The organism is Streptomyces gamaensis (assembly GCF_042656465.1).
Classification (GTDB): domain Bacteria; phylum Actinomycetota; class Actinomycetes; order Streptomycetales; family Streptomycetaceae; genus Streptomyces; species Streptomyces gamaensis.
The window spans coordinates 153,546-170,857 of sequence record NZ_JBHSPB010000012.1 but is presented as its reverse complement, the minus strand read 5'-3'; the positions used below and the strand labels follow the sequence as shown (position 1 = coordinate 170,857).

The 17,312-nt window shown below is 71.9% G+C and carries 15 protein-coding genes and 1 tRNA gene; 9 read left to right on the top strand and 7 right to left on the bottom strand.

Annotated features, from left to right (window positions below):
* The first annotated feature begins 36 nt into the window (after positions 1-36).
* Positions 37-708 (top strand): two-component system response regulator PhoP, encoded by a 672-nt coding sequence (phoP, locus tag ACFP1Z_RS20675; protein WP_465269279.1) that lies wholly within the window; start codon positions 37-39, stop codon positions 706-708.
* A gap of 82 nt (positions 709-790) precedes the next feature.
* On the opposite strand, the gene ACFP1Z_RS20670 is transcribed toward phoP, so the two are convergent.
* A complete protein-coding gene (locus ACFP1Z_RS20670) occupies positions 791-1,468 on the bottom strand; it encodes a copper chaperone PCu(A)C domain-containing protein (protein ID WP_390318149.1) in 678 nt (225 codons plus the stop codon).
* Between the two features lie 597 nt (positions 1,469-2,065).
* Between ACFP1Z_RS20670 and ACFP1Z_RS20665 the strand changes: the two genes are divergently transcribed.
* The 4 genes from ACFP1Z_RS20665 (at position 2,066) to ACFP1Z_RS20650 (ending at position 4,676) form a co-directional block, all read left to right on the top strand.
* Positions 2,066-2,548 carry a CarD family transcriptional regulator gene (locus tag ACFP1Z_RS20665; RefSeq protein WP_009716930.1) on the top strand — a complete coding sequence of 161 codons (483 nt, stop codon included), beginning with the start codon at positions 2,066-2,068 and terminating at the stop codon, positions 2,546-2,548.
* A gap of 336 nt (positions 2,549-2,884) precedes the next feature.
* Positions 2,885-3,661 (top strand): 2-C-methyl-D-erythritol 4-phosphate cytidylyltransferase, encoded by a 777-nt coding sequence (gene ispD, locus ACFP1Z_RS20660; RefSeq protein ID WP_390318147.1) that lies wholly within the window; start codon positions 2,885-2,887, stop codon positions 3,659-3,661.
* Positions 3,648-4,142 (top strand): 2-C-methyl-D-erythritol 2,4-cyclodiphosphate synthase, encoded by a 495-nt coding sequence (gene ispF, locus ACFP1Z_RS20655; protein ID WP_390318145.1) that lies wholly within the window; start codon positions 3,648-3,650, stop codon positions 4,140-4,142. The genes ispD and ispF overlap by 14 nt, the downstream gene beginning before the upstream one ends.
* 126 nt (positions 4,143-4,268) lie before the next feature.
* Positions 4,269-4,676, top strand: coding sequence for a PPOX class F420-dependent oxidoreductase (locus ACFP1Z_RS20650; protein ID WP_390318143.1), 408 nt, complete (start codon positions 4,269-4,271; stop codon positions 4,674-4,676).
* 91 nt (positions 4,677-4,767) lie between these two features.
* Here ACFP1Z_RS20650 and ACFP1Z_RS20645 read toward each other — a convergent pair whose 3' ends face one another.
* Complete coding sequence (locus tag ACFP1Z_RS20645; RefSeq protein ID WP_390318141.1) at positions 4,768-6,000, bottom strand: acyltransferase family protein; 1,233 nt, start codon at positions 5,998-6,000, stop codon at positions 4,768-4,770.
* A gap of 195 nt (positions 6,001-6,195) precedes the next feature.
* The gene (locus ACFP1Z_RS20640) at positions 6,196-7,314 is read right to left on the bottom strand and encodes an acyltransferase family protein (protein WP_390318139.1); all 1,119 of its coding nucleotides are present in this window, start codon (positions 7,312-7,314) and stop codon (positions 6,196-6,198) included.
* A gap of 160 nt (positions 7,315-7,474) precedes the next feature.
* On the opposite strand from ACFP1Z_RS20640, the gene cysS reads away from it, so the two are divergent.
* The 3 genes from cysS to ACFP1Z_RS20625 all read left to right on the top strand — a co-directional run bounded on the left by cysS (position 7,475) and on the right by ACFP1Z_RS20625 (position 11,829).
* Complete coding sequence (gene cysS / locus ACFP1Z_RS20635) at positions 7,475-8,869, top strand: cysteine--tRNA ligase (protein ID WP_390318137.1); 1,395 nt, start codon at positions 7,475-7,477, stop codon at positions 8,867-8,869.
* Between the two features lie 74 nt (positions 8,870-8,943).
* Complete coding sequence (gene rlmB, locus ACFP1Z_RS20630) at positions 8,944-9,894, top strand: 23S rRNA (guanosine(2251)-2'-O)-methyltransferase RlmB (protein WP_390318136.1); 951 nt, start codon at positions 8,944-8,946, stop codon at positions 9,892-9,894.
* A 261-nt stretch (positions 9,895-10,155) separates the two neighbouring features.
* Positions 10,156-11,829 carry a DoxX family membrane protein gene (locus tag ACFP1Z_RS20625; protein WP_390318134.1) on the top strand — a complete coding sequence of 558 codons (1,674 nt, stop codon included), beginning with the start codon at positions 10,156-10,158 and terminating at the stop codon, positions 11,827-11,829.
* A gap of 96 nt (positions 11,830-11,925) precedes the next feature.
* Here the strand turns inward: ACFP1Z_RS20625 and ACFP1Z_RS20620 are convergent, their stop codons facing one another.
* The 3 genes from ACFP1Z_RS20620 to ACFP1Z_RS20610 form a co-directional block, all read right to left on the bottom strand.
* Entirely contained in the window at positions 11,926-12,651 is a 726-nt protein-coding gene (locus ACFP1Z_RS20620) for a nucleotidyltransferase family protein (RefSeq protein WP_390318132.1), read from the bottom strand.
* 100 nt (positions 12,652-12,751) lie between these two features.
* Positions 12,752-13,171 carry a hypothetical protein gene (locus ACFP1Z_RS20615; protein WP_390318131.1) on the bottom strand — a complete coding sequence of 140 codons (420 nt, stop codon included), beginning with the start codon at positions 13,169-13,171 and terminating at the stop codon, positions 12,752-12,754.
* Positions 13,172-13,470: 299 nt separating this feature from the next.
* Positions 13,471-14,607 (bottom strand): ABC transporter ATP-binding protein, encoded by a 1,137-nt coding sequence (locus tag ACFP1Z_RS20610; RefSeq protein WP_390318129.1) that lies wholly within the window; start codon positions 14,605-14,607, stop codon positions 13,471-13,473.
* Positions 14,608-14,801: 194 nt separating this feature from the next.
* On the opposite strand from ACFP1Z_RS20610, the gene ACFP1Z_RS20605 reads away from it, so the two are divergent.
* Positions 14,802-14,874, top strand: a tRNA-Thr gene (locus ACFP1Z_RS20605).
* 61 nt (positions 14,875-14,935) lie between these two features.
* Here the strand turns inward: ACFP1Z_RS20605 and ACFP1Z_RS20600 are convergent.
* A complete protein-coding gene (locus ACFP1Z_RS20600) occupies positions 14,936-17,089 on the bottom strand; it encodes an MMPL family transporter (protein ID WP_390318127.1) in 2,154 nt (717 codons plus the stop codon).
* Positions 17,090-17,312 lie beyond the last annotated feature (223 nt).

The window sequence follows — 17,312 nt, the reverse complement described above, 5'->3', positions numbered from 1 at the left end:
CGCCCCGCCCCGACCGGAGGTCGCCCCGTGACCCGTGTGCTCGTCGTAGAGGACGAGGAGTCGTTCAGCGACGCGCTGTCCTACATGCTGCGCAAGGAAGGCTTCGAGGTCGCCGTCGCGGCCACCGGCCCCGAGGGCCTGGACGAGTTCGAGCGCAACGGCGCCGACCTGGTCCTGCTCGACCTGATGCTGCCCGGACTGCCCGGCACCGAGGTCTGCCGGCAGCTGCGCGGCCGCTCCAACGTGCCGGTCATCATGGTGACCGCCAAGGACAGCGAGATCGACAAGGTCGTCGGCCTGGAGATAGGAGCCGACGACTACGTGACCAAGCCCTTCTCCTCGCGCGAGCTCGTGGCCCGCATCCGGGCGGTGCTGCGCCGCCGCGGGGAGCCGGAGGAGGTCGCGCCCGCCGCCCTGGAGGCCGGACCGGTGCGCATGGACGTCGACCGGCACGTCGTCACCGTCGCCGGCGGCAAGGTCGACTTGCCGCTGAAGGAGTTCGACCTGCTGGAGATGCTGCTGCGCAACGCCGGCCGGGTGCTGACCCGGATGCAGCTCATCGACCGCGTCTGGGGCGCGGACTACGTCGGCGACACCAAGACGCTCGACGTCCACGTCAAGCGCCTGCGCGCCAAGATCGAGCCCGACCCGGGGACGCCCCGCTACCTGGTGACGGTGCGCGGCCTGGGCTACAAGTTCGAGCCGTAGAGCCGGTACCACCACGGGTGAGGGCCCGGGCCTGCTCGACCGCAGGCCCGGGCCCTCACCGATCCGTCCGCCGTGGCGCGGCTCAGTGCCCGGCGTGCTGCCCGTTCTGCGCCCCGGTGCCCGTGGACGCGGACGCGCTCGCGGAGCCGGAGGCGCCCGAGCCGTCCTCGGCGCCCTGGGCGCCGGGCGCGCCGGACGCCTTGCCGCCCGGCTTCGCCGAGCCCGAGGGCGAGGACGCGGGGGCGCCCTCGCTCGGGCCCCACTCCTTGAAGTAGCTCTTGGCCGGGACCACGAAGGCCCCGATGCGCACCTCACCGGTGTCGCTGAAGTCGAAGGCGAGGCGCTGCTGCTCGCCGTCCTTCAGTGCCTCGCGGCCGCCCGGCAGCACCGCCGAGGCGTTGCCCTGGCCGCCGAGCTGGACCGAGCCGTGGGCCGGCACGACCACCGGGCCCGAGCCCTTGGCCGGGCTCAGCTTCACGGTGACGTTCTTGCCGGGCAGGGTGATGGCGCGCAGCGTCTGGTCCTTGCGGCCGCCGTTGAAGATCTGGCCGGTGATCACGGCGGGGCCCGTGGCGGACTGCTCGGGCTGGGTGATCACGTTGAGGTTCTGGAGCTTGATGTCCCCGACGGAGGTCTCCGCGTTGTCCGGCTTGACCTCCAGCGTCTGCGCGCTGTTGCCGGCGGCGCAGGCGGAGAGCGGGGCGATCGAGAGCACGAGGGCGGTAGCGGCGAGCGCGCCGCGTCGAAGGCTGCTGCTCACGGCGGCGGCATCTCCTTGGACGATTGGACGAAGTAAAGGGTGTGTCAGCGCGCTTAGGTTACCGAGCCGTCCACGGGCGGCCGCACCCGACCCGCCCCCCATGGTCGACAAGCCCGCCGGGGCCGCTCCGGGCGCTCCGCTACGGCCGCCGGCAGGGCCGCCCGGGCCGGGCGCGGCCGAATATCGACCATCGGGCGGCGCCGGAACGCGTACGGCGCGCGGCGGGGCATTATCGGCAAGGAATGCGGGGCCGTCCGGGAAGGTGTTCGGAATTGATCAAGTGTGGGGTGATCAATTCCAGAATCCGGACAGCGGACGTTCGGGCTCCCCGAACGGAGTAGCGGAAGTCCGCCGACCGGACTCCGGCAAAACGGGACGTTCGGCCGCTCCGTGAGGTCCCGCGGCACGTGTAACGTGCCCGTTTCACCTCACCCGAACAACGGCTCCGACCTGCGAATACCTGCTTCCGGAACCCTGCCGCAGCACGTCCCGGTTGCTGTTGTCAAGCCCCGAGATATGCCCTGACCTGCGAAAACGCCATTCAGAACGCGCAGTTCCCGTGTTAGACTGGATAGCCACGGAAGGGGTACCTGTCACATGACGTTCAAGGTTGGCGACACCGTGGTCTATCCCCATCACGGGGCCGCGCTGATCGAGGCCATCGAAACTCGCCAGATCAAAGGCGTGGACAAGACCTACTTGGTGCTGAAGGTCGCCCAGGGTGACCTGACGGTTCGGGTGCCGGCGGACAATGCGGAGTTCGTCGGCGTACGCGATGTGGTCGGCCAGGACGGGCTGGACCGGGTCTTCGAGGTGCTGCGCGCGCCGTACGCGGAAGAGCCGACCAACTGGTCCCGTCGCTACAAGGCAAACCTCGAAAAGCTCGCGTCCGGCGACGTGATCAAGGTCGCCGAGGTCGTGCGCGACCTGTGGCGCCGGGAGCGCGAGCGCGGTCTGTCCGCGGGTGAGAAGCGCATGCTGGCCAAGGCGCGGCAGATCCTGGTCAGCGAGCTCGCCCTCGCGGAGAGCACCAACGAGGACAAGGCCGAGGCCCTGCTCGACGAGGTCCTCGCTTCCTGAAAAAGCACCACCGCCCGCCCCGCCCCGGGGTGAGCACGCCTGGCGACGCGGCGACGGCTCGATGTCACAGGTGCTGGACGTAAAGAAGTGCCGCAGTGCCCGCGCGATGACGTAACGACTCTCGCGCCGGGCGCTGCGGCATCTTCGGTCCGGTGGCGCCCAGGGCGCCGGGCCACGCCGCACCCGGTACGCCGGGCTCGGACAGCGGGCTCGACCAGGTGTCACGGAAGGGGCTGGTCGAGGCGGTCTGCCCGGCACTCCCCCCGCCCTGCGAGCAGGGGGTTCCCCCAGGCCATACCCAATTCGGTCGAGGAAGCAAACCTGAACGCGAACGCCATGTCTGATCGAGCCTTTGCCGGCGCGTCGGCGCGCACGGCCGCCGTCATTCCCGCCGCCGGCCGGGGCACCCGGCTGGGCCCGGGCACCCCCAAGGCCCTGCGCGCCCTGAACGGCACCCCGATGCTGGTGCACGCCGTGCGGGCGATGGCCGCTTCCCGGGCCGTCACGCTCGTCGTCGTCGTGGCCCCGCCGGACGGCGCCGCCGAGGTGCGCACCCTGCTCGACGCGTATCCGCTCACCGGCCCCGACCGGGCCGAGCTGCTGGTCGTCCCCGGCGGCGCGAGCCGCCAGGAGTCCGTGCGCCTGGGTCTGAAGGCGCTGCCCGAGGACGTCGGCACCGTCCTGGTGCACGACGCCGCGCGGCCCCTGGTGCCCGTCGACGTCGTGGACGCCGTCGTCGCCGCCGTGCGCGGGGGCGCGCCCGCCGTCGTCCCGGCGCTGCCGCTCGCCGACACCGTCAAGCAGATCGCGCCCCGCCCCGACGCCGCGCCCGGTACGCCCGAGCCCGTCGTCGGCACGCCGGAGCGGGCGCTGCTGCGGGCCGTGCAGACCCCGCAGGGCTTCGACCGGGGCACCCTGGACGCCGCGCACGAGCAGTTCGCCGGGCAGCACGGCGAGGAGGGCGCCACCGACGACGCCGGCCTCGTCGAGCGGCTCGGCACCCCGGTCGTCCTCGTGCCCGGCCACGAGGAGGCGTTCAAGGTGACCCGGCCGCTGGACCTGGTCCTGGCCGAGGCCGTACTCGCCCGCAGGAGGGCCAATGACGGTTTTTGACGCGCCCCTGCCCCTGGTGGGCATCGGCACCGACGTGCACGCCTTCGAGGAGGGCCGCGAGCTGTGGTGCGCGGGCCTGCTGTGGGAGGACGAGGCGTACGGGCTCGCCGGGCACTCCGACGGCGATGTCGCCGCGCACGCCGCCTGCGACGCGCTGTTCTCCGCCGCGGGTGTCGGCGACCTCGGCGCGCACTTCGGCACCGGCCGGCCCGAGTGGGCCGGGGCCTCCGGGGTCACCCTGCTCACCGAGGCCGCCCGCATCGTGCGCGCCGAGGGCTTCGAGATCGGCAATGTCGCGATCCAGGTCATCGGCGTCCGCCCCAAGGTGGGCAAGCGGCGCGCGGAGGCCCAGAAGGTCCTCTCCGCCGCCGTCGGCGCCCCCGTGCACCTCTCGGGCACCACGACCGACGGGCTCGGCCTGACCGGCCGCGCCGAGGGTCTCGCCGCCATCGCCACGGCCCTGGTCGTCCCGCGCCGCTGACGGCGCGGCGGCCCGCCCAGGTCCTTGCGTGCCCCTCGATCGGCGGCGGCGCCGGATACGGTGGACCGGGCGGCCTGACCGCGCGTCAGCGCCCGTCACCCGAGGGACTCACGGAAGGACCCCCACGTGCCTGCCACTCTCTCCGACGACCTGAAGAAGCTCCTCGACGACACCCCCGTCTTCGCCACCGTCGCCACCGTCCAGCCCGACGGCAGCCCGCAGCTGTCCGTCACCTGGATCAAACGGGACGGCGACGACCTGCTGTTCTCCACCACCGTCGGCCGCCGCAAGGAGCAGAACCTGCGCCGCGACCCGCGCGTGACCGTCATGATCAACCCGCCCAACGCCCCGTACACCTACGCCGAGGTGCGCGGCACCGCCACGGTCACCACCGACGGCGGCCCGCAGCTCATCGACGAGCTCGCCCGCAAGTACACCGGCAAGGACTACGCCGACTTCAATCCGGCGGCGAAGGAGGACGCGCAGCGGGTCGTGGTGCGGATCGCGCCGCGCAAGGTCGTCGGGTCGCTCTGAGCGGGCCCGGGGAGCACGGTCACGGCGGTGCCGCCCGCCCCGGATCCCGGGCGGGCGGCACCGCCGTGCTGACGCCGGGGCGGCGGCCCGGCTAGGAGCCCTCCGCCTTGCCCGCTCCCACCCGGTCGCGCTCGCTCTGCTCGTACACGCCGGGCTGGCGCAGCGGGACGGGCGCCGGCTGCGCGCCGTCCTCGCGGACCCGCTCCGCCGCGAGGGGCCCGGCCGGCGCCGAGTGGCGCCGTACCTCGTCGATGCCCTTGCGCAGGCTTCTGCGCATCCGTGAGCCCAGGGGCCGCTCCACGTACCGGTGCATCAGCCAGGCCGCGCCCAGCATCACCGCGGCCAGCCCGGGGACGAGCAGGTGCGGCGGGACGAGCTCGCGCAGCCAGTGGACGGCCGTCATGCCGATGTACTGGTGGATCAGGTAGAGCGGGTACGTCAGCGCGCCCGCCGTCGCCAGCCAGCGCCACTGGATCCGGTCGAAGAAGCCGAGCGCGATCAGCGCCATCACCACGAAGGCCAGGACGACCAGGAGCCCGGCGGGCCAGGTCGGCGTCGACTTCGAGGCGTTGTCCGCGACCCGGCGCGGGATGCCGTGCTGGGCCAGCAGCAGCGACAGCACGACGATGCCCCACAGCAGGGCGGTCGGCTTGAAGCGGTACATCAGGTAGAAGGCGATACCGGAGATGAAGTACGGCGCGTACAGCGGCATGGCCCACATGTCGAGCAGCTTGTTGTCCACGGACGGCGCGCTGATCGCCACCACGGTCCAAACGGCGCAGAACACAAGGCACTTGCGGTAGGTGACGCCCGTGGCCACCACGATCGCGAACAGTACGTAGAACTTCAACTCGATGAACAGCGTCCAGTAGACGCCGTCCACGTCCCACACGCCCAGCCCCTGCTGCAGCATGGTCAGGTTGGTCAGGACGGTGTCCCAGCCGTGCACGCTGCGTACCTGCGGCCACAGCGCGACCACGCCCGCGGTCACCAGGACCGCCACCCAGTAGGCGGGGTAGATCCGCGAGGCCCGGGAGACCACGAAGTCGCCCAGCGACCGCCCCCACGTGCTCATGCAGATCACGAATCCGCTGATGAGGAAGAAGACTTCGACGCCCACCCAGCCGTACTGGGCGATGGGCTGCAGGGTGGGGAAGATGCTTCTGGGGTCCCGTCCCCAGCCGCCCTTCAGTGCGACGTAGTGGAAGAACACCACCAACAGGGCCGCGACGAGTCTGAGTCCGTCCAGTACGTAGAGCCTCGGTGCGGACCGTGGGACTGCCGCCCGGCCGCCGTCGAGTCGACCTCGCCTGGCGAATTGCATGTCGTCCTCTCCCATGGATCGTCGGCTCACTCGGTGCGGCCCGTCGGCCCGCATGCTGACACAGGAAACACCAGGAACAGGGGAACTCGCTTGTCTTCCTTGACAGTTATCTCCTGACTCATAGCTTGTTCCAAGCCTTTCGTCGTACGGTCCGTGCGGTAGCCGCCGGTCTGCGCGCGTACGGGTGTCCCCTTGTCATCCCGTCCGGACGGCCGCTCCCGCCTGCCGCAGTCCGCGCCCGAGCGCGGCCGCCAGCGGGCGCTCGACGAAGCGGTGGGCCAGCCACGAGGCCGACAGCATCCCGGCGACGAGCGCGGCCACCAGCGCGGAGCGGGGGAGCAGGCCGTCGGCGTGCTTGATGACCGTCCAGCCGATGCGCTCGTGGAGCAGGTACAGCGGGTAGGTCAGCGCGCCCGCGACCGTCAGCCACCGCCACCGCACGGTGCGTGTCCAGCCCAGGGCGACCGCCGCGAGGGCGAGGAAGAACAGGGTGACCAGCAGGGCCGCCGGCCAGTGGGGGACCCGGTGGCCCAGGTGGCCCTCGGCGTGGCTCTGCAGGGTCGGCAGTTGGTGCTGGGCGACGAGGAAGCAGCCGCCGGTGACAATCCACAACACCAGGTTCGGCCCGAACCGGTGCATGAGGTAGAAGGCCGTCCCGGCGATGAAGTACCAGCAGTGCCGCGGCAGCAGGAGCTCGCGCAGCAGGGCGTCGTCCGTCGCCGTGGCGAGGGCGGCCCCAAGAGCCCACAGCACGCAGAAGCCCACGGCCCGGCCGTGGGTGAGTCCCTTGCGGGCGAGCAGCGCGATCAGCAGGTAGAAGCGCAGCTCGACCCAGAGCGTCCAGTAGACGCCGTCGACGGCTTCCACTCCGAGGGGGGCCTGGAGCATCGTCAAATTGACGGCGACATCCCTCGGACGGGGGACGCCGCCGACGGACGGCCACAGGGTGGCGACGAGCGCGACGGCCGGGACCGCGAACCAGTACAGGGGAAAGAGCCGCCGCACGCGCGAGAGCGCGAACTGCCCCGGGCTCCGGTCCCAGCAGGTCATGCAGATGACGAACCCGCTGATCAGGAAGAACAGCTGGACGCCGAGCCAGCCGTAGGCGGCCGGCAGGTGGGCGTGGGGGAAGGCCTCCCGCGGCGGCCGCGGCCAGGCGCCGGAGTCGAAGGCCAGGTAGTGGTACGCCACCACCATCAGCGCCGCCAGCAGCCGCAGCCCGTCCAGCGCCGCGAGCCTGCCCGGCCGCCGCGCGCCCTCGGGCGGGCACGTCCGTACCGGGCGCTCCTGCTGTGCGGGCAGAGTGGAGTGCACCGTCCCTCCAGGGATCCGCGGCGCCTCTCCGGAGCGGGAGGCGTGCCGGGGAAGCTATCACGGCGAATTGTGTTTTTGGTGCAAAAAGGAAATAGGGTGTGAAGCGTGGCGTAACCTCCGGCTGCCCGGGGCACTGCCGCGGGCCCACTACCCTGGTTGCGTGACCATTCGCCTGTACGACACCAGCGCCCGGCAGATCCGTGACTTCGTCCCGCTCACGCCGGGCTGTGTCTCGATCTACCTGTGTGGCGCCACCGTGCAGGCCGCACCGCACATCGGGCACATCCGCTCCGGCCTCAACTTCGACATCCTGCGCCGCTGGTTCACCTACCGCGGCTACGACGTGACGCTCGTCCGCAACGTCACCGACATCGACGACAAGATCATCAAGAAGGCCGCCGAGCAGGGCCGCCCGTGGTGGTCCATCGGCTACGAGAACGAGCGCGCGTTCAACAGCGGCTACGACGTGCTCGGCTGCCTGCCCCCCACCGTCGAGCCGCGCGCCACCGGTCATGTGACCGAGATGGTGGAGATGATGCGCGGCCTCATCGAGCGCGGGCACGCCTACGAGGCCGACGGCAACGTCTACTTCGACGTGCGCTCCTTCGACGGCTATCTGCAGCTGTCCAACCAGGACCTGGAGAATCTGCTCCAGCCCTCCGCCGAGGGCGAGACCGGCAAGCGGGATCCGCGCGACTTCGCGATGTGGAAGGCCGCCAAGCCCGGCGAGCCGTCCTGGGAGACGCCGTGGGGCCGGGGCCGGCCGGGCTGGCACCTGGAGTGCTCGGCCATGGCCCACAAGTACCTGGGCCGGGCCTTCGACATCCACGGCGGCGGCCTCGACCTGATCTTCCCGCACCACGAGAACGAGATCGCCCAGGCCAAGGCCTTCGGCGACGACTTCGCCGCGTACTGGGTGCACAACGCGTGGGTCACCATGAGCGGCGAGAAGATGTCGAAGTCGCTCGGCAACTCGGTGCTGGTCTCCGAGATGGTCAAGCAGTGGCGGCCGATCGTGCTGCGCTACTACCTGGGCACCCCGCACTACCGCTCGATGATCGAGTACAGCGCGGCCGCGCTGCGCGAGGCCGAGGCCGCGTTCGGGCGGATCGAGGGCTTCATCCAGCGCGTCGTGGAGAAGGCGGGCGTCGTCGAGCCCGCCGCCGAGGTGCCGCCGGCCTTCGCCGAGGCGATGGACGACGACCTCGGGGTGCCGCAGGCGCTGGCCGTCGTGCACACCACGGTCCGCCAGGGCAATTCCGCGCTGACCGCCGACGACAAGGAGTCGGCCGTCGCCCGCCTCGCCGAGGTGCGCGCGATGCTCGGCGTGCTGGGCCTGGACCCGCTGGACGAGCAGTGGGCCGCCTCCGGCAGCGACCGCGGTGACGATCTGCACGGCGTCGTCGACTCCCTGGTGCGCCTCGTGCTCGACCAGCGCCAGGCCGCCCGTGCCCGCAAGGACTACGCGACGGCCGACGCGATCCGCGATCAGCTGCAGCAGTCCGGGCTCGCGATCGAGGACACCCCGTCCGGGCCGCGCTGGTCGCTGTCCTGAGCGACACTTTTCGTACGTACGTTTTCCGAGCCGCACCCCCCGGCGGCTTTCGGCAGTGAAGAAACAGGTGACCCATGGCCGGCAACAGCCAGCGCAGGAACCGCCGCACGTCCAACAAGAAGGGCGCGACGGTCGGCAGTGGCGGCAAGCGGCGCCGGGCCCTGGAGGGCAAGGGTCCGACCCCGCCCGCGTCCATGCGCAAAGGACATGTGAAGAACCGCGTGGCCAACGCCAAGGCCAAGCAGGCCGCCCGGCGGCCCGCCCCGCGCCGGGGCGGCGCGAAGGGCGTCAACGAGCTCGTCGTCGGCCGTAACGCGGTCGTCGAGGCGCTGCGCGAGGGCGTGCCCGCGAACACGCTGTACGTGCAGCAGTTCGTCGACAGCGACGAGCGCGTGCGCGAGGCCCTGCAGCTGGCCACCGACAAGGGCCTGAACCTCATGGAGGCCCCGCGGCCGGAGCTGGACCGGATGACCAACGGCCTGCACCACCAGGGCCTGGTCCTGTCGGTCCCGCCGTACGACTACGCGCACCCCGAGGACCTCACCGCCCTCGCCTTCGACGACGGTGAGGACCCGCTGATCGTCGCCCTCGACGGGATCACCGACCCGCGCAACCTCGGTGCGATCGTCCGTTCCGTCTCCGCCTTCGGCGGGCACGGCGTGGTCGTCCCCGAGCGCCGCGCGGCCGGGATGACCGCGGCCGCGTGGAAGACCTCCGCCGGTACGGCCGCGCGCACGCCGGTGGCGCGGGCGACGAACCTGACGCGGACGCTGGAGGCGTACCAGAAGGCCGGGCTGATGGTCGTCGGTCTGGCCGCCGACGGCGACGTCGAGCTGCACGAGCTGGACGCGCTGGAGGGCCCGGTCGTCATCGTCGTGGGCAGCGAGGGCAAGGGGCTCTCCCGGCTCGTCGGCGAGACCTGCGACTACCGGGTGCGCATCCCGATGCCCGGTGGCGCCGAGTCGCTGAACGCCGGTGTCGCCGCCGGTGTCGTGCTCTACGAGGCGGCCCGCCGCCGCGCGTGAAGCGGTGCCGCGCGCGACCGTCCGTACGCCCGCCCCAAGTGGCGTGCGGATACGGACGGTTGTGCCGGTAGTCGGGTAATTTTCGCGCCCTGTGCGGCAGATGTGACGCATGGGTGACAAGTGGGTGTCTGTCCTGCCGGTGCGGGGGCTGTCCTGAAGCCCGGGAACCCCCGCAACTCCGGTCGATCTTGGTGATCTTGACGGGTCTCGGACAGGTCCAGCCGGTCAAGGCAGTGTCCAAATCAGAAGTCACTCGGTTAGATGAGTGTGGACACCAGAACACCCCGCACACCCACGGGGGGAAGCTCTTCCGGGTACGACGACCAGCCCGCGCTGAGTACGGTGAAGGTGCCGTCCGACCCGGCGCAGATCGTCGTCAACCACGTGAGTTTCCGCGTGCAGCTCGCCCGGCCCCCGCGCGCAGCCCGCCGGTTCGCCGGCATCGCCGACACGGCACAGCTGCCCGCCGTCAAGGGAGCGGCCAAACGCCGTCCCCCTGTCGTGTGGAGCGGGCGCACCGGGCCCGGTGACTCGGCGCCCACCGAACTCCTGCGCGCCGTACGGGACTCGGCGCCCGGCCGCCCGCCCGGCGCGGACGGCCCGCACGGCGACGTGGGCTCCACCCAGGTGCTGCCCCGCGTCCGCGTCGACGACCCGCCCGCCGGCGTCATCGGCCCGCGCCCCCCCGGAGCGGGGGAGCTCGTCGACCCCGTCGGCCCCAAGGCCCCCGGGACGCAGCTGCTGCACGGCGTGAGCACCGCGCAGAGCGCCTACGACGAGGACCGCTACCACGACGGCTTCGAGGGCCCCGAAGGCCCCGAGGACGGCGGCGAGTTCGAGGAGTTCGACGAGGACGGCGCCCGCCGTGAGCGGCAGGGCGGCGAGTCCGTCCGCCACGCCTACTACCCCGGGCGGCGGATGAACCTCGGCGTCGTCCTGCTGCCGCTGCGGATCTTCCTCGGCTTCGCCTCCATCTACGCCGGCATGGGCAAGCTGTGCGACCCCGTCTACTTCGACGGCGGCAAACGCGGCTCGATGGTGGCCTGGCTGACCTCCCTGCACCCCTGGGGCCTGGCCTCCCCGCTGCGCGACTTCGCCCTCGGCCACCCCGTCGGCTCCGGGCTGACCGTCGCCTTCCTCCAGGTCGTCGTCGGCGTCCTGACCCTCGTGGGCCTCTGGCAGCGCCTCGCGGCGGCCATCGGTGTCCTGCTGTCCGTCGTCCTGCTCGTCACCGTCAGCTGGCGCGCCGCGCCCGTCTACAACGCGCCCGACATCATCTACCTCGCCGCCTGGAGCCCGCTGATCATCGCGGGCGCGCCGTTCTACTCGGTCGACGGGCGGCTGGCGGGCGAGGCCTGGCGCAGGCTGGGCCCGCGCGCCGAGCTGTGGGAGCTGCGCCGCCGCGTGCTGCGCCGGGGCGCCGCCATGGCGACCGTCCTGATCGGCCTCACGCTGATCGCCGGGGCCACGCTGGGCGGGGCGGTCCGCTCGTCCTCGACGGTGCGCGTCCCCGGCCCGTCCGACCCGCCGCTGAACAACCAGCCCGGCTCCCCGCTGCCGCAGCGGCCCGGCAGCCCCACCCCGCGCGGCACCCAGGGCAACTCGGTCGTGCCGGGCACCCCGAGGCCCACCGCGACCAGCCGGCACACGGCCGCCCCGACGGCCACGCCGACCGTGCCGGACGCCGCGCACGCCCCGGCCGGCTCCACCGGCAGCGCCGAGCGGCCGGGCGCCAGCCAGGGCGTCCACACCGCGCGCCCGCCGCACCACCCGGCGGCCCCGGCGGTCCCGCCGCACAGCCCCTCCGGCTCGTCCTCCAGCACGGGCTCGTCCGGCGGCGGCAGTACGGGCGGTACGTCCGGCGGCGCGTCCACCGGCAGCGGTGGCGGTACGAGCGGTGGCGGAGGCGGCGCCCTGGGCGGCCTCCTCGGCTGAGAGCAACAGCGATGCCCCGCACCCGGTTCTCTCCCCGGGTGCGGGGCATCGGCGCGTACGGCCGCGGGGCCGCCCCGCGCCCTTGCGGCAATCCCCTTACCCGGAAAGCCCCTTGAGCTCCTTCGCCGCCTCCGTCAGGTCCTTCGCGGTGTCGATCGCCCGCCAGTACGCGCCCTGCGGCAGCGGGAAGCCCGCGAGCCGCCGCTCGCGCGCCAGCCTCGGGAAGGTCGTGCGTTCGTGGTCACCGCGCTCGGGCAGCAGCTCCGCGAACTCCGGGGAGAACACGTACACGCCCGCGTTGATCAGATACGGGGACGGCGGGGCCTCGACGAAGTCCAGCACATGCCCGAACTCGTCGGTCTCGACAGCGCCCCAGGGGATGCGCGGGCGGGCCAGCGCGAGGGTCGCCGTCGCGCCCCGCTCGTCGTGGAAGGCGGCCATCTCCCGCAGCGAGAACCGGGTCCAGATATCGCCGTTGGCCGCGTACCAGGGCCGGTCGGGGTGCGGCAGCGAGGCCGCCGCGAACCTCAGGCCGCCGCCCCGGCCCAGCGGCTCCGGCTCGACCACCGTCGTCACCCGCAGCGGCAGTCGCGCCGACACGAGCCACTCCCGCAGCACCTCGGCCAGATGGCCGCAGGAGACCACGGCGTCCGTGACCCCCTCGGCGGCGAGCCAGGCCAGCTGATGGCCGATGATCGGGGTCCCGGTGCCCGGGATCTCGACCATCGGCTTGGGGCGGTCGTCGGTGTACGGGCGCAGCCGTGACCCCTGGCCTCCGGCCAGGATCACGGCTTGGGTCGGGTATGGGTACGTGCCGGTCATGCCCGCACGATATGCGGTGCCGTGGGGACACGGACAACGGCCGCGCGTCCCCACGGCACCGGCGGCCCCCCTCGGGGCCTCGCGGCCTGCCGCAGGCGGGTCAGTGACCCTGGCCCTGCACCACGCCCGAGGCGTAGGAGGTGTCGCAGACGGGACGGGAGTAGTTCTGCGCCTGCTTCGCGCCGTAGCGGGCGACGGCGGCGCGGCCGATGGCCCGGGCCAGGTCCGCGCAGTGCTTGGCCAGCGAGGGACGCCCGTTCGTCGCCTCCTGCAGGTGCGTGAGGACGACGCCCGGGTTCTTGCCCTGCAGCTCGGTCAGCAGCCGGTCGCGCAGCACCTCGTGCGGGGCGAGGGCCCGGGCCTGGGTCGAGGCGTTGCCGGAGGAGGCGGTGAGCATCTGCGGGTCGGCGCTCGGCGCCGCCCACGGGACGCGGGTGACGGCGAGGGTCCCCGACAGAACGAGGACGACGGGAAGGACGAGGGCGAGGGTTCTGCCGATGCGGCGGGCGGCCTGGTTCATGCCGCAGATGGTAGCGAGGGGTAATGAAGCGGCGACATCAAGTCACTCGGCCGGGGGATATAACTGCGGCCGCTGGGAAGCGTGATGTTGACGCACGAGGGTCGAAAGCGCAGGCCGTGCCGGGAAGCGGGCGAGCCGCGGCGGTCTGCGGCGGAACGCCCCCGTTTCGGTGGTCGACCTCGGCTTTTCCGCCGGCGCCGGGGGGGCGGCGCGGCGGCCGGGGCCCGCGCCGGTCCCGGACCCGTGGCCCGGTGACCCGCGCGGGCCCCGGTGAAACCTGCCCGGCGCGCCGCCGCAGCTCAGTCGCTCAGTCGCGCACCCGAGGACGTCGAGAAGACGTGCAGCTCACCGGGGCGCGGGACGACATGCACGGTCGCCCCCTTCTCCGGCACCCGGCGGCCGCCCACCCGCACCACGAGATCCTTCGGCTCACCACCGACCTCGGCGGTGCCGTACACATATCCGTCGGCTCCCAGCTCCTCGACGACGTTGACGGTGACCGCGAGCCCGGCCGGCGCGTCCTGCGTCTGCTTGCCCAGGGCCGCCGCCGCCTCGCCGTTCTGCTCGACCACGTCGAAGTGCTCCGGGCGGACACCCACCGTGACCGTACGGTCGCCGCGCTCGGCCGCCGCCGTGAGCGCCTCGCGGGAGACCGGCACCACGCTGTTGCCGAACGTCACGCCGCCGTCGGTGATCGGCACCTCGACCAGGTTCATGGCGGGCGAGCCGATGAAGCCCGCGACGAAGAGATTGGCCGGGCGGTCGTACATGTTCCGGGGCGAGTCCACCTGCTGGAGGATCCCGTCCTTCAGCACGGCGACCCGGTCGCCCATCGTCATCGCCTCGACCTGGTCGTGCGTGACGTACACCGTCGTGATGCCCAGCCGCCGCTGCAGCCCGGCGATCTGCGTACGCGTCTGTACGCGCAGCTTGGCGTCCAGGTTGGACAGCGGCTCGTCCATGAGGAACACCTGCGGCTCGCGCACGATCGCCCGCCCCATCGCCACGCGCTGCCGCTGACCGCCCGAGAGCGCCTTGGGCTTGCGGTCCAGATACTCGGTGAGGTCCAGGATGCGGGCCGCGTCCTCGACCTTCTGCCGGATCTCCGTCTTGTTCACACCGGCGATCTTCAGCGCGAAGCCCATGTTCTGCGCGACGGTCATGTGCGGGTAGAGCGCGTAGTTCTGGAACACCATCGCGATGTCCCGGTCCTTGGGCGGCAGATGCGTCACCTCGCGGTCCCCGATGCGGATCGCGCCCGCGTCGACGTCCTCCAGCCCCGCGAGCATCCGCAGCGAGGTGGACTTGCCGCAGCCCGAGGGCCCGACCAGGACGAGGAACTCGCCGTCCTCGATGGCGATGTCGAGCTGGTCGACGGCGGGCTTGTCGGTGCCCGGGTAGATCCGGGTGGCCTTGTCGTACGTGACCGTAGCCATGGTGTTTCACGGTCCCTTCACCGGCAGGAACGTGCCGGACGATCCGAGTAGAGGGAGTGGTCCAGTCCAATTGGACGGGGCTGCGGGTGACGGTACCGGCGCGTACGGCAGTTGTCAGCAGGATCCGGGTCACGAAAATCACGGCTGGTGCCGCGGCCGAGTCCGGTTAGACTGCACAGGCACGCGACGTGCGCGCCGACTTAGCTCAGCTGGTAGAGCACCGCTCTTGTAAAGCGAAGGTCGTCGGTTCGAGCCCGACAGTCGGCTCCGGTTGCGAGGAACCGCAGGCCCCTTCCATGGGGCCTGCGGTTCTTTCGCGTTCAAGGGGTCAGCGGCGGGCCTCCTCCAGGGGCTCGTCGTGGGCCGGGGCCGGTACGGGGGCCGGGCGGGGGGCGTCCTGGTGGCCCGGCCACCAGGCGCGGTGGCCCAGGAGGGAGGTCACCGTGGGCACGAGCAGCATCGCCATGACGAAGGCGGTGAGCAGGATGCCGAAGGCGACCGCGAAACCCATCTGCTGGAGCATGGAGTTGTCGGCCAGCATCAGCACGCCGAAGGTGCCCGCGAGGATGATCGCGGCGGAGGCGACCGTCGGGGCCGAGCGGGCGACGGCGGTGCGTATCGCCTCGCGCGGGGGGACGCCCCGGCGGACCTCTTCGCGCAGGCGGGCGACCATGAGGATGTTGTAGTCGGTGCCGATGGCGACGACGAAGAGATAGACGATGACCGGCAGCATGAACAGCAGGCCGTTCTTGTGCTGCGCTTCCTGGAAGAGCCAGACGGTCGCGCCGAGGGTCGCGCCGAAGCCGAGGGCGACGGCGGCCATCAGATAGAGCGGGGCGACGAGACTGCGCAGCAGCAGGCCCAGGATGAGCATGATGGCGAGGCCGGCGACGGGGAAGACGAGCTTGTAGTCGTGGCTGACGGCCTTCTCGATGTCGGACAGGACGGCGGAGGTGCCGCCGACGAGGGCCTTGCTGCCGGCGGGCGCGGCCGAGTGGGCCGCGTCGCGCAGGGGGCCGCCGGCGAGCTCGATGGCCTTGTCCTCGGTGGGGCCGTAGGAGAGGGCGACGGCGTACTGGGCGACGCTGCCGTCGGGGCTGACGACGGGCGGGGAGACGGTGCCGACGCCGTCGACGTCCTTGAGCTTCGCCTGGTACGCGCGCAGCGCGCCCGCGTCGAGCCGGCTGCCGTCCTCGGACTTGACGTAGACCATGGCCGGGTCGGACTGGCCCGCGGAGAAGCCGCGTTGGAGGTCCTTCATGGCCTGGACGGACTCCAGCTTCTGCGGCAGCTGGCTGTTGGTGTCGAACTCCGGCTTGAAGCTGAACGTGCCGACGGCGAGCGCGGCGAGGACGACCGTGGAGACGGCGGCGATCAGGCCGGGGCGCCGGGCGACGGCCGAACCCACCCCGCCCGCGAGGCGGTTGCGCGGCTTCTTCTTCCACGCCTTCGACGGCCAGAACGCCTTGGTGCCGAGCAGGGAGAAGACGGCCGGTACGAGCGTGAGCGCGGCGACCAGGGTGACGGCGACGGAGATCGCGAGCGCCGGGCCCATCGCCCGCATCTGGCCCATGGTCGACAGCAGCAGCGCCAGGAAGGCGACGATGACGGCGCCCGCGGCGGAGGCGATCGTCTCGCCGACCCGGGAGACGGCGTCGGCCAGGGCCTCCTTGGGCGGCCGGCCCGCGCGCAGCTCCTCGCGGTAGCGGAAGAGGAGGAAGAGGATGTAGTCGGTGCCGACGCCGAAGAGGACAACGATCAGGATCGGGGAGATCGAGCTGTCGGCCTTCAGGCCGCCGAGGTGGCTGACGGTGCCGATGAGGCCGAGCGCCACCATGAACACCAGGAAGATGATCAGGACCGGCAGCAGGGCGATGAGCGGGCTGCGGAAGATCACCAGCAGCAGCACGATGATGAGCAGCAGCGTCGCGCTCATGATCATCGCGTCGGTGTTGCCGGAGGACTCCCGGGAGTCGAGCTGCGTCGCGGCCTGCCCGGTGAAGCCGACCTTCAACTGGGTGCCGGACAGCAGGGACTTGGCGCCCTCCCGGTAGCCCTTGATCGCGTCGGGCACCGCGCTGTCGTAGGACTTGCGGTCGGCGGCGACGACATTGGCCAGGGCGATCTCGCCGTTGGGGGAGACGGCCTGCGGGCCGGTGACCACCTTGGCGACGCCCTTGCGGTGCTGGTCGTCGAGGGCCTTGGTGATCCGCGCGACCTCGCTCCGGTCGGTCTCGGTGAGCTTTCCGCCGTCGGTGCGCTGGAAGACGCCTATGGCGGAAGGCGTTTCGGTCTTCGGGAAGGCGGCTTCCTGCACCTTTCCGGCCTGTACCGACTCGTAATGCGAAGGCAGGAATTCCGTTTCGTCGGTGGTGGACTTCAGCCCCGGTGCGAGCATGACGAGAGCCACCGCGGCGATGATCCAGGCCGCGATGGTCAGCCAAGGACGGTGGACGGCGAACCGCCCGACTCGTCGGAACATGGTGCTCCTTTTAGCGTGTTCAACAGGTGGTTGAGCAGCCCGGGGAAGAACAGCGACGAACGGGTCCGGTTCGGAAGCGAGTTCGCATCGGGCGGATCCACGCTAGGGGCGCCGGTTTCATGGACTCAATGGAATCCGGGGGTATCCGGGGAGAAATCGACCCTGGGGCGGGGCAGCCCTCATCCCGGCGGAGGAGGCGAATTCCCCTCTCTCCACCGCAGGG